The organism is Streptomyces sp. NPDC050508, from assembly GCF_040655155.1.
In the GTDB taxonomy this organism is placed as follows: Bacteria; Actinomycetota; Actinomycetes; order Streptomycetales; family Streptomycetaceae; genus Streptomyces.
In genome coordinates, this window is the sequence record NZ_JBFAJJ010000002.1 from 658991 (window position 1) to 671048 (window position 12058).

Here is a 12058-nt window from a genome sequence, read left to right on the forward strand (position 1 = left end):
CGGCGGCCGGGGTGGCGTAACGCTTCGCCACGATTCCTGGAGTTCCATGAGCCTCCTGGGGGCGCCCGAGCCCTGACTGGTCCTCCGGGGCCCAGAGTCCGCAGTAACGCTTCTGCTCGGCTCTGTGCGGCGGTTCCCGCCGTCCTCAGTGCTTGCGGCGCCGGCCCTTGCCGCCGCGCGCCGCCGCGGGCTTGGCACTCGGCGCGGCCGTGGCCGCAGCGGGCGCTCCCGCCGGAGCCGTGTCGGATCCCGGTCGGTCCGCGGAGACCACCAGGGCCGCGAGGGCCGTGGTGACCGGTACCGACGCGACCAGGCCGATCGAGCCCACCAGCGTGCGCACGATCTCCTCGGCGACCAACTCGCTGTTGGCGACGGCCCCGACGCTGCTCTGCGCGATGGAGAAGAGCAGCAGCAGCGGCAGGGCGGCGCCCGCGTAGGCGAGGACGAGCGTGTTGACCACGGACGCGATGTGGTCGCGGCCGATCCGGATACCGGCGCGGTACAACCCCCGCCAGCCCATCGACGGGTTGGCCTCGTGCAGCTCCCAGACCGCCGACGTCTGCGTGACCGTCACATCGTCGAGCACGCCGAGCGAACCGATGATGACGCCGGCGAGCAGCAGACCGCTCATGTCGATCGACGGGTACAGGCCGTGGATCAGGCCCGTGTTGTCGTCCGTGTTGCCGGTGAGCGCGGCCCAGCCGATGAACACCGAACCCAGGACGCCGATCAGCACCAGCGACATCAGCGTCCCGAGCACCGCCACCGACGTACGGGCCGACAGGCCGTGGCACATGTAGAGGGCGATCAGCATGATGGCGCTCGACCCGACCACCGCCACGATCAGCGGGTTCGAGCCGTGCAGGATCGCGGGCAGGATGAAGAAGTTGAGGATCATGAAGCTGATGGCCAGCGCCACCAGCGCCATGACACCGCGCAGTCGGCCCACCACCACGACGGCCAGGGCGAAGATCCCGGCGAGCAGCGCCATCGGGAACTTACGGTTCACATCGGTGACCGAGTACTGCAGATCCCTGGGCGCGGAGGGCTCGTACGCGACCACGACCTTCTCGCCCTGATGCAACTGCCGTGACTGGTCAGGCTGCACGATCTCCGTGAACGTACGGCCCTTGTCCTTGCCGGTGCCGACCGTGACCGTCGCCTTCTTGCAGGTACCGGCCGCCTCCTGTGCCGCCGAGGAGCCCTCGGCGGTGGAGGTGTCGCCGGTCGAGCCCCCGCCCGAGGCGTTCACCGACGCGCAGCTCACGCTGACGACCTTGGTGACCGTCGCCTGCTGTGTCTGCCGGTCGAAGCCGACGCCGGTGCGCTTGTGCGAGGGAGCGCCGCCGGGCCACAGCACGACCATCCCGACAACGACCGCCACCGTGAAGGGGATCAGGATCGCCGCGATGACCTTTCGCAGGTGCCGGGAGACGGGAGCGGCGGGGCCATGGCTGTGCGAATGACCGTGCCCACCGCTGGCGCCGGAACCGTGCCCGCTGTCCCCGCCCGATCCGTGATCGTGCCCGGAACCGGAACCGTGGTCGTCGCCGGATCCGTGGTCGTGGCCATGGGGCGGCCCGGTCGGCGGGTACGGGGGCTGCTGCGTCGTGGTCACCGCCCGATCATCGCAAGAACGCCGGGGGCCCACTGTTCACCGCGCCACTTATGACGCTAGCGTGGAGGCACCTTTGCACACGCGGGAGCTCGGAGCACCGGGCTGAGAGGGCGCTGACCTTCGTCTCTGCGATGTTTCACGGGAAACGTCACCTGAATCGAGTGATGTTTCACATGAAACATCGGCTGACGGAAGCCGCTGCGTCGACCGCTGAACCTGTTACCGGGTAATGCCGGCGTAGGGAGTAGGTCTCATGACCAACAAGGACGTACGCACGCCTGCCTCCAGCCAGGACGAACAGCCCACGGAGGCCGGGAAGTCCATCGGCTGGCACAAGGGGTACGTCGAGGGCTCACGCCCCGATCTGCGAGTGCCGGTCCGTCAGGTGCACCTCACCAACGGGCAGTCCGTGACGCTGTACGACACCTCCGGCCCGTACACCGATCCACTCGTCGACACCGACGTCCGCAGGGGGCTGGCGCCGCTGCGGGAGAACTGGATCATCGCTCGCGGTGACACCGAGGAGTACGCGGGCCGTCCCGTCCGCCTAGAGGACGACGGAATCAAGCACACATCACCGCGCGGTGGACTGCGCAATTTGGACGCGGTGTTCCCCGGCCGACCGCGTCAGCCGCGGCGCGGGCGGGGTGGCGAGGCGGTCACTCAACTCGCCTATGCGCGACGGGGTGAGATCACGCCCGAGATGGAGTTCGTGGCCGTACGGGAGAACGTTGCGCCCGAGGTGGTCCGGGAGGAGATCGCCGCGGGGCGTGCGGTGTTGCCGGCCAACGTCAACCACCCCGAGATCGAACCGATGATCATAGGTAAGCGGTTCCTGGTGAAGGTCAACGCCAACATCGGCAACTCCGCGGTCACTTCCTCCATCGAGGAGGAGGTCGAGAAGATGACCTGGGCGACCCGTTGGGGCGCTGACACGGTCATGGACCTGTCCACCGGCCGCAATATCCACACCACTCGCGAGTGGGTGCTGCGCAACTCCCCCGTCCCCATCGGCACGGTGCCGCTCTACCAGGCGCTCGAAAAGGTCGACGGCCGAGCGGAGGAGCTGACCTGGGAGATCTACAAGGACACGGTCGTCGAACAGGCCGAACAGGGCGTGGACTACATGACGGTCCACGCGGGCGTGCGGCTGCCGTTCGTGCCGCTGACAGCCAACCGTAAGACGGGCATCGTCTCGCGGGGCGGTTCGATCATGGCGGCCTGGTGCCTGGCGCACCACAAGGAATCGTTCCTGTACGAGAACTTCGAGGAACTGTGCGAGATCCTCGCCGCCTACGACGTCACGTACTCGCTGGGCGACGGTCTGCGGCCGGGTTCGATCGCGGACGCCAACGACGAGGCGCAGTTCGCGGAGTTGCGCACGCTCGGGGAACTCAACACGATCGCCAAGCGTTTCAACGTACAGACCATGATCGAGGGCCCGGGACATGTCCCGATGCACAAGATCAAGGAGAACATCGACCTTCAGCAGGAGATCTGTGATGAAGCTCCGTTCTATACGCTCGGCCCGCTGACGACGGACGTCGCGCCTGCGTACGACCACATCACTTCTGGCATCGGTGCCGCGATGATCGCCTGGTGGGGCACGGCCATGCTCTGCTATGTCACGCCCAAGGAGCACTTGGGTCTGCCCAATCGTGACGACGTCAAGACCGGCGTCATCACCTACAAGATCGCCGCCCACGCAGCCGACCTCGCCAAGGGGCACCCAGGTGCACAGGAGTGGGATGACGCGCTGTCCGACGCCCGCTTCGAGTTCCGCTGGGAGGACCAGTTCAACCTGGCCCTCGACCCGGACACGGCACGGGAGTTCCACGACGAGACGCTTCCGGCGGAGCCGGCCAAGACGGCGCACTTCTGCTCGATGTGCGGGCCGAAGTTCTGCTCGATGAAGATCTCCCAGGACATCCGCCGTGAGCACGGTGGCACAAAGTCGGAGGTCGAAGAGGGCATGGCTCGGAAGTCGAAGGAGTTCGCGGCGGCGGGCAACCGGGTGTATCTGCCGATCGCCGACTGACGGAGACCGGCCCGGCTCTTCGGTCAGGTCAGTGCTTGGCGGGTTTCTTGCACAGGGCATGGTCGACAAGGGTGCCTGTCGCGCGGTTGAGGGCGGCCAGGTCCGGCGGTGCGGTGGTGGTCGTGATGGAGACCGTCACCGCGCGGCTGCCGTCCGCGCTCACCGCGGGGCGGGTGTTGACGCCCGCGCCGTCGCCCTCGTGCATGTAGGAGAAACCGCCGCAGGAGAGCGGGATCTTGCGGAGTCCCAGGCCGTAGGTTCCCTCGGGCATCTCGGCCACGTCCTCCGGGTCGTCGGTCCGCTCGACGGTCTGCCGCATCTCGCGCCACTGCTCGGCGGGGAGCAACCTGCCGTCGGCCAGGGCACGGAAGAAGGTGTTCAGGTCGGCGGTGGTGCTCACCACGCCGGAGTCCGCGGTGTGCTGGAAGCTGTGGTCGGTGACGTCGAGACGCCTGCCGTCGGCGGTCGTCAGGTACGCGTTCACGTGCGGGTCGGGCAGGAAGGGGTTCAGCCCGGGGACGGAGGTGTTGCGCAGTCCCAGTTTCGCGATCACCCGGTGCTCGACCAGGTCCTGCCAGCTCGCGCCACTGGCCTTCTCCGCGATCATCCCGGCCAACAGGTAGTTGGTGTTGGAGTACGCCCAGCGGGTGGCGCCGCCCGGCTGGGGGACGAACACCGGCCGGTGCTTCATCGCCACCGCGACCAGGTCGGCCGTGGGGGTGGCGTCGTAGCGGTTCTCGTCGAAGTGGTTGATCAGCCGGTCCTGGATCTCCGGGTCGTCGATGTAGTCGTACAGGCCGCTGGTCTGGCGGAGCAGGTCGCGGACGGTGATGCGGGTGCCGTCGTTGCCGTTGCCCGTGACGACTCCCGGCAGCCAGTGCTCGACGATGTCGTCGAGCGACAGCCGCTTCTCCGCGACGAGTTGGAGGACGACGGTCGCCACGAAGGTCTTCGTCGTGCTCGCCACGCGGAAGTGCGCGTTCCAGGGGATCGGGGCCGTGGAGTCGACCGTGCGGGTGCCGATGCGTGCCATGAGCGGCGGGCCGTTCGGTCCGTCGACCCTGGCCAGCACGTTCACATCACCGCCGCCGGCCTTTCGTACGGCTGCGAGGTCCTGTTGGAGTGTGTGCTCGGTGTAGGACGACGGCCTCGGCGCCGTGTGCGTGGCGGTGGCGGTGGATGTGGTGGCGGCGGTCGCTGCCAGGGGTGAGGCCAGTGCGAGCAGTGCTGCTGCCAGTGCGGCGGCGCCGGCCTTTTTCGACGACGGCATCTGCATGTTCGTATCCCCCGGTGCTCCGGTTTCCGGTCGGTGACGATCACCAGCCAACCGGATCTGCCGACGTGAGGGGATGGGACTGCCCTCCGAATGTGGGGTGCACCTGGCCCCCGTACGAACTACGGGTTCACCCCCGGATGTACCGCGTAGATTGGCGCTGCTTCAGGGGGGCGTTGTGAGTTGGGGGACTAGAGGGCGATGGAGACCGTGAACCTTCTGCAGGTGACGGACGAGGCACAGTCGCTGGGGTGGGACGGCGATGATCTGGTCGATGTCGTGGGTGGTCGGCGGTGGGGTCCTGATGGTGTGGAGCATGTTGCCTCGGTCGTTCATGAGTTTCCCTTCGACCGGAGCGTCAGCTCTCCGTCCGGCCGCTTCACCGTGGTCTACGCCGAGCGGGGCACCGAGGCACTGTTGATCGAGGGCGATCGGCTGGTCCGTGAGCTGGACCGCAGCGACGAGCACGCCGAGGACTTCGACTATCCGGTCGCACTCGGGGTGCTGCGGGACGGCCGTGAGGTACTGGTCCACTGCCCGGACCGGTACGACGTCCTTGAGATCGAGGACGCGGAATCGGGGGAACGGCTCACCGTCGGCGACCGTAGTCCGAGGGACGTTTTCCATTCGCGCCTGGCGGTGTCTCCGGGTGGGACCCATCTGCTGTCGGCGGGTTGGGTGTGGCATCCGTACGGGATCGTCGAAGTCTTCGACCTGGACGATGCGTTGACGGACCCCGCTGTGCTCGACGGCCGTGGCGTACTGCCCTTGGACCCGGGTACCGATGCCGAGGTGGTTTCAGCCTGCTGGCTCGACGGTGACCGCCTGGCCGTGGCGACCGGGGAGGAGTTCCTCGACGACGAGGAGACTCCTGCCCTGGGCCCGCAGGAGTTGGGCGTGTGGTCGCTCTCCGAAAAGCGGTGGGTTCATCGCAACAGGGTCGACTTCAGCATCGGCACGCTGATCCCGTGGGGTGACACGGTCGTCTCGCTGTACGGGCACCCGCGGCTGATCGATGTCACGACGGGGGCGTCGATGGCGGAGTGGCCGGCCGTGGAGGTGTCTCTCAGAGACGGCAGTTACGGGGTCACTCACATACCGACGCCCGTTGCGGCCCTGCATCTGGACGGCACGCGACTGGCTGTCGCGCAGCCGGAGGGCATCGCGATCATCGACCTTCCTCGTCACGGGTGACAGATCACAGGGCATGGGTCGTGGGTCATGGAGTACGGGTCACGGCACGAGGACGAGCTTGCCGGTGGTGCGCTTGCCCTCGATCGTGCGGTGGGCCTCGGCGGCTTCGGCCAGTGGGTAGGTGCGCTGGACGGAGACCCGTAGCCGACCCGCCTCGATGCGTTCCGTGACCTGCTTCAGCAGGGCGCCGGAGGGCTCGGCCGTGACCCATGTGTAGCGCAGGCCACGGGCGGCGGCCTGCTGCTCGTCCGTGCCGGGGTCGATCGACGCGCCGATGAGCAGACCGTCCGGCCGGAGCACTTCGAGGGACCGCGGGCCGTAGGAACCGCCGACCAGGTCCAGGACCGTGTCCACCGGGGTGACGACGGTCCGGAAGTCGGTGGTGGTGTGGTCGATCAGTTCGTCGGCGCCCAGCCCGCGCAGGAACTCGTGGTTGGCCGTGCGGGCGGTGCCGATGACGTACGCCCCGAGTTCCCTGGCCAGTTGGACGGCGACGTGACCGACGCCGCCCGCCGCCGCGTGGATCAGCACCCGGTCGCCGGGCCGGACGCGCGCCAGCACGGCCAGTGCCTGCCAGGCGGTGACGGCGACCAGGGGGACGGCTCCGGCGTGCACGAGGTCGAGGTTCTTGGGTGCGGGCGTCAGCGCGTCGGCCGGTGCGGCGGTGAACTCGGCGTACGCGCCGCGCCCGGTGACGGGAAGCATGCCGTACACCTCGTCGCCCGGCGCGAACCGCGTCACGCCCTCGCCGACCCGCTCGACGACACCGGCCACGTCGTTGCCCGGCGTCCACGGCAGGCGGACCAGCTCCGGCACCCGGCCGGACCGGAGCACCGCGTCGCCCGGGTTGACTCCGGCGCCGGCGACGCGCAGCAGTACCTCGCCGGGGCCGGGCTCGGGTAGGTCGGTCTCGACGTAGGTGAGCGTCTCGGGGCCGCCGAACGCGGTTTGGACGATGGCATGCATGCGGGCGGACATCCGGACTCCTCGTCAGCGGGAAGCGGTGCGTGGTGCGCGGTGGCGTGGCGCGTGGCGCGTTCCATGGTCGGCCCGGGCGATCACCCTGCGGAAGAAGGCACTTGTCTGATATCGAAGTTCCTCATGGATACCGGCTTCGACCTGAGGAAACACGGTGGCGTGGAGGTCTTCCTGCGCGACTGCCCCACCCGTGCCGTACTGGAACTGATCGCCGGCAAGTGGACCATGCTGGTGCTGGTCGCACTGGAGAACGGCCGGCCCATGCGGTTCACCGAACTGCGGCGACGGCTGGACGGCGTGACGGCGAAGGTGCTGACGCAGACGCTGCGTGCGCTGGAGCGGGAGGGGTTGCTGATCCGCACGGTGTATCCGACCGTGCCGCCGCGTGTGGAGTACCGGCTGACCGAACTGGGCCAGGAGGTGGGCGGGTTGGTGCGGAGCATCACCGACTGGTCGCAGGCGAACATCTCCGCCATCCACGCGGCACGGGAGGAGTTCGACGAGCGCACGACTCGTCCGCCCCTGTGACGCCGTGACCGGGTGTTCGGCTTGCGCTCCCCTGGGTGGGGGCGCAAGCCGAGGGGCTACTCCGGCTGGTGCTCGGGCCCCCCGAAGTCCGGGCTGCTGAAGTCCGGGCTGCTGAAGCTCGGCCGGTGACCCGGCGCGGGGCCGTCGTCAGGGCTGGAGAAGCCCGGGCGGTCGTAGCCGAGGTGCGGCATCCGACTCGGTCCCGGTGGTGTCGTACGGCGCAGTGCCGCCGTGCCCGGAGCCGCGAGCGCCTCCTGGAGGAACGGCAGGATGCCGCGTTCCAGAAGGGCGTCGTGCCAGGCCTCCCTGGCCCGGGCCACTTCACCGCCCGACTCGCCGTAGGGGCCGGTGTCGAGCGAGGGCCTGTTGCGCAGGGCGGTGAGCAGCAGCCCGACTGCGGCGACGAGGATCGCCGCGGCGGTCATGGCGCCGAACGCCCATCCGGCGGTGATCATGGTCTTGGCGAACGTCGGCTCGGGGGTGAGCATCTTGAGGATGTAGCCCACGAGCAGGAAGATCGCCGCGGCCGTGCCGGCGAGGACGGGGGTGAGGACGGCGGCGACGGCGACGGCACCCGCACCCTCGGCAGCCTCCCCCAGGGTGGTGGCGAGCCCCATCGCGCCCGCGCCGCCCGGCTCCGTGGAGCCGGTCTCGCTGACGGACGACGGGGTGGACGACGCCGGCTGGCGCAGTTCCTCGCGGACCTTCACGTAGTGCTGGTACTCGGTCGCCGCGGCCGCCGTGATGAGTGCGGTGGCGTTCAGCGCCATGGTGCGCAGCTGTTCGGGGTTGAGCCGCTGTCCGACAGCGGCCAGTTCCGGGCGTTGTGGTGCGGAGCGCAGCGCCTCGTCGAGGATCCGCTCGTACTCCTGGCGGTCCTCGCTGTGCAGGTGCTGCGGAACGCTGTTCATGTGCATCCCCCGATGCTCCGTAGGGCTTGGGGCTCGCATGCCAACGAGCCGTCGGGCAGAAACGGAGGGGAGCCTGCTACGGATAAGCCGATGGTAGAGCGGCGACGGCACACGGTGACAGGGGGTTTCCAGAAATTGGCCCCTGGCCAGCGCTGTCGTCCGCCGGTCCTCCGAGGGGGACGCCTGCCCGATAAACGCTCAGATATCCAACGGCAGTTGCTGGACCAGCAGTTTTCCGGCCATGGTCACTCCACCGTCCATCGCGATGGCGAGTCCCTCGGCGTAGACATGTGGTCCCTCGACCACGGGGCCCGCGGTGTCCTCGCCGTCCTCGGAGCCGACGTCGCCCAGCAGGTAGGGAATCGGGCTGTGGCCGTGCACGATCCGGGTCCCGCCGTACATGTCGAGCAATGAGCGGACATGTTCGGCGCCGCCCTCGTCGCGGAAGGAGAAGCGCTTGGTGAACTTGCGGAACACGTCCCACACCTCGTCCGCGTCGTTGCGCGTGAGGGTCTCGCGGACGTTGTCGTTGACCGCCTCGATCGAGTCGCCGTAGTCGAGGTAGGCGGTGGTGTCGGAGTGGACGAGCAGATGGCCGTCGACCGCCTCCATGGCGTCCAGCCGGGCCATCCACTGCAGGTGGACGTCCTGGAGGCGGTCCATGTCGGTCTTCTGGCCGCCGTTGAGCAGCCAGGCCGCCTGGAAGGTGGCGGTGCCCGCGCCGGAGTTGACGGGGGTGTCGCCGAACCGCTTGGCGCCGAGCAGCAGCAGCTCGTGGTTGCCCATCAGGGCCTTGCAGTAGCCGCCTGCCGCGGCGGCCTCGGCGGACAGCCGCATCACCAGGTCGATGACGCCGATGCCGTCGGGCCCGCGGTCGGTGAAGTCGCCGAGGAACCACAGCCGGGCGGTGCCCGCGCACCAGCTGCCGGCGGCGTCGATCAGGCCCTTCTCCCGCAGTGCGGCCACCAGTTCGTCGAGGTAGCCGTGCACGTCCCCTACGACGAACAGCGGACCGGGGCCCTCCGTCTGCCGTGGGACGGCCACCGACGCCGGGTCCACGGCGACCTGAACCGTGTCACCCCTATTGATGACGGGCAGGTCGCGCCGAGTCGGTGTGTAGCCCTCCGGAAAGGCCTCGTCGTAGGCCTCCTCGGTGGGTCGGACGGCCTCGCCGGGCTGCGCGCTGTCGGCGTACGGACCGGTCTCGTGGACGTACGCCGGTACCCGGAAGTCGCGCAACGTCGCCGTCCGCTCCACCTCGGGTCCCTGACCGGCCCCCTGAGTCATCGACCCCTCCACCATCGCGCCGCATCTGCACCGCATCGGACTGCCTGGTCGCAGCGGCCCCGCGGTGTCGTGGGCCCATCATAGGAATGCGGATCGCGCCATGTGATGACCCAGGGGTGGTGAATCAGAGCAGGACTCCGGTTCACCGTGGCTTTCGCCCCGATTGGGCAGGGCTTCGACCAGTCGATCATTGCTCGGCGGGCGATCGGTTCCCGCCTGAAGAGCGGCTGGATTTCGCCGGTGCGGATGCCGGCACCGGCGCGGGTGCCGGTGTCGTCGCCTGCGCCGGGCGCCTGCCGCCCGGCCTGTTCCAGTTCCGGCCGTCCGACCCGACCCCGGGTCCGACCCCGGGTCCGCTCCGGTGCGGGCCGCTCGTCGGGCTTGCTTCGGGCTCGCGACGGCGCCAGGAGGGCGGTACGGGCCGGGTCGGCACCGGGTGGGAGTCCCGGCACCGTTCGGCCCGTACCGGCGCCCGAGGGGAGTCCAGGTGCCCCAAGGCGCCGACGCCCGGCACCCGTCCGTCCCGGGTGCCTTGCCTCCGCCCGCTCGCGGCACCGGGTGGGAGTCCCGGCACCACGCCCGAGGCGGGCCCGGGACCACACCGGCCGGCCCCACGGCGTCGGGCGCGAACCCGGGCACCTCCGGCCCGTCCGTGGCGCTGGGTGAGAGTCCGGTGGGAGTCCGGGCACGCCCCGCCCGACACAGTGTCCGAGGGGAGCCCCCTACGGGCACCGAGAGGACCTCCGCCGCAACCCCCGCCCCCGTCCGTCCCCGGCACCCGACAGGAGCCCGGCACCGTACCCAGCCCCCCACCAGCCCGGCCGGACGTCCTACTTCCCCTCCGGCGACCGGGGCGGGCTGACAGTCGTTCGTGGTGGCCGTCGCTGGGACGAGGTACGGATGATCAGTTCGGTCGGTATCACCTGCTCGATCGGCAGGTCCGAATCGACCCCCTCGATGGCGTCGATGAGCAGCTGCACCACCGCCGTACCGATGCGGCGCGGCTTCAGCGAGAGCGTGGTGACGGGCGGCTCGGTGTTGGCGTACACCGTGGACTCGCTGCAGCACACGAGCAGCAGGTCCTCCGGCACCCGCATCCCGTAACGGCGGGCGGCGGCCAGCAGATCCGTGCCGTTCGGGTCGAACAGGCCGTAGACCGCGTCGGGTCGGTCCGGGCGGGCGAGCAGCCGGTCGGCGGCGACGGCTCCCGCGCACGGATCGTGCGCTGGATAGGCCTCGTACACCGGATCCTGGCCCACCCGCTCGCACCAACGCAGGTATGCGGTGGTCGACAGGTGGGTGTACGTGTCCGTGGTGGTGCCCGTGAGGAGGCCGATCCGGCGGGCGCCGGCGTCGGCCAGGTGGTCGAGGATGCCCAGTACGGCGGCCTCGTGGTCGTTGTCGACCCAGGCGGTCACCGGGAGCGAGCCGGCCGGGCGGCCGTCGGAGACGACCGGTAAACCCTGCCGGACCAGTTCGCTGACCACCGGGTCGTGGTCGGACGGGTCGATGACCACGGTGCCGTCCAGGGCGACGTTCGACCACACGTCGTGGCGCGAGGTCGCCGGGAGGATGACCAGGGCGTAGCCCCGGGCGAGTGCGGCCGAGGTGGCGGCGCGCGCCATCTCGGCGAAGTACGCGAATTCGGTGAAGGTGAAAGGTTCATCCCCGTACGTCGTCACGGTCAGGCCGATGAGGCCCGATTTCCCGGTACGGAGCGTGCGAGCAGCCGCGGAGGGCCGATAGCCCAGCCGGTCGGCCACTTCGCGGACATGGCGTCGGGTGGCGTCCGGGAGCCGGCCCTTGCCGTTGAGGGCGTCGGAGACGGTCGTGATGGAGACTCCGGCCGCGGCGGCCACGTCTCTGATTCCCGCCCGGCCCGGCCGGCTTCCTCGACGAGAGGTTTCCGCGCGGCTCACCTGGTGCTTCCCTGCTGCTGTCATGGCGAGCCGATAGTAGGGCTCATGCGGTGGGGTAGTGCGGACGCATATGCACGCGTTGACAGGCACGTTTCTGCAAGGTCAGAAGGGGTCAACTACCTTAGAAACAAAGTCAGTTAAACGATGCAATGGCATTACGTGACTTGTCGGCGCGCATGGGCCTGCCAAGTCCCCGATGTTTCGAAGAGGTCTCAACTCACCTGCACGAGGGATGCGCGCCACGGCGCGAGCTACCGGCGCATAGATATATGTACAGCGCGCCCCCGGTTCGTGCGCCTTCGTGCGCTGTTG

9 protein-coding genes and 1 riboswitch are annotated in these 12058 nt (G+C 69.3%); of the genes, 3 read left to right on the plus strand and 6 right to left on the minus strand.

The window, feature by feature from the left end; genetic code table 11:
• Nucleotides 1-145 precede the first annotated feature (145 nt).
• Nucleotides 146-1618 (minus strand): YibE/F family protein, encoded by a 1473-nt coding sequence (locus tag AB0I69_RS08215; protein ID WP_363094746.1) that lies wholly within the window; start codon nucleotides 1616-1618, stop codon nucleotides 146-148.
• Nucleotides 1619-1689: 71 nt separating this feature from the next.
• Nucleotides 1690-1879, plus strand: a riboswitch (TPP riboswitch).
• On the opposite strand from AB0I69_RS08215, the gene thiC reads away from it, so the two are divergent.
• The gene (thiC, locus tag AB0I69_RS08220) at nucleotides 1872-3656 is read left to right on the plus strand and encodes a phosphomethylpyrimidine synthase ThiC (protein WP_363094747.1); all 1785 of its coding nucleotides are present in this window, start codon (nucleotides 1872-1874) and stop codon (nucleotides 3654-3656) included. Its footprint overlaps the riboswitch before it by 8 nt.
• A gap of 28 nt (nucleotides 3657-3684) precedes the next feature.
• On the opposite strand, the gene AB0I69_RS08225 is transcribed toward thiC, so the two are convergent.
• Nucleotides 3685-4932 carry a serine hydrolase domain-containing protein gene (locus AB0I69_RS08225; protein ID WP_363094748.1) on the minus strand — a complete coding sequence of 416 codons (1248 nt, stop codon included), beginning with the start codon at nucleotides 4930-4932 and terminating at the stop codon, nucleotides 3685-3687.
• Nucleotides 4933-5130: 198 nt separating this feature from the next.
• Between AB0I69_RS08225 and AB0I69_RS08230 the strand changes: the two genes are divergently transcribed.
• On the plus strand, nucleotides 5131-6123 hold the full coding sequence (locus AB0I69_RS08230) for a hypothetical protein (RefSeq protein ID WP_363094749.1): 993 nt from the start codon (nucleotides 5131-5133) through the stop codon (nucleotides 6121-6123).
• Between the two features lie 39 nt (nucleotides 6124-6162).
• Here AB0I69_RS08230 and AB0I69_RS08235 read toward each other — a convergent pair whose 3' ends face one another.
• Nucleotides 6163-7101 carry an NADP-dependent oxidoreductase gene (locus AB0I69_RS08235; RefSeq protein ID WP_363094750.1) on the minus strand — a complete coding sequence of 313 codons (939 nt, stop codon included), beginning with the start codon at nucleotides 7099-7101 and terminating at the stop codon, nucleotides 6163-6165.
• A gap of 123 nt (nucleotides 7102-7224) precedes the next feature.
• Between AB0I69_RS08235 and AB0I69_RS08240 the strand changes: the two genes are divergently transcribed.
• Nucleotides 7225-7629, plus strand: a complete 405-nt coding sequence (locus tag AB0I69_RS08240; RefSeq protein WP_363094751.1) for a helix-turn-helix domain-containing protein — start codon at nucleotides 7225-7227, stop codon at nucleotides 7627-7629.
• A 56-nt stretch (nucleotides 7630-7685) separates the two neighbouring features.
• On the opposite strand, the gene AB0I69_RS08245 is transcribed toward AB0I69_RS08240, so the two are convergent.
• The 3 genes from AB0I69_RS08245 to AB0I69_RS08255 form a co-directional block, all read right to left on the minus strand.
• The gene (locus tag AB0I69_RS08245) at nucleotides 7686-8546 is read right to left on the minus strand and encodes a hypothetical protein (protein ID WP_363094752.1); all 861 of its coding nucleotides are present in this window, start codon (nucleotides 8544-8546) and stop codon (nucleotides 7686-7688) included.
• Between the two features lie 192 nt (nucleotides 8547-8738).
• Complete coding sequence (locus AB0I69_RS08250; protein ID WP_363094753.1) at nucleotides 8739-9842, minus strand: metallophosphoesterase; 1104 nt, start codon at nucleotides 9840-9842, stop codon at nucleotides 8739-8741.
• Between the two features lie 815 nt (nucleotides 9843-10657).
• Nucleotides 10658-11770 carry a LacI family DNA-binding transcriptional regulator gene (locus tag AB0I69_RS08255; protein ID WP_363094754.1) on the minus strand — a complete coding sequence of 371 codons (1113 nt, stop codon included), beginning with the start codon at nucleotides 11768-11770 and terminating at the stop codon, nucleotides 10658-10660.
• Nucleotides 11771-12058: the final 288 nt, after the last annotated feature.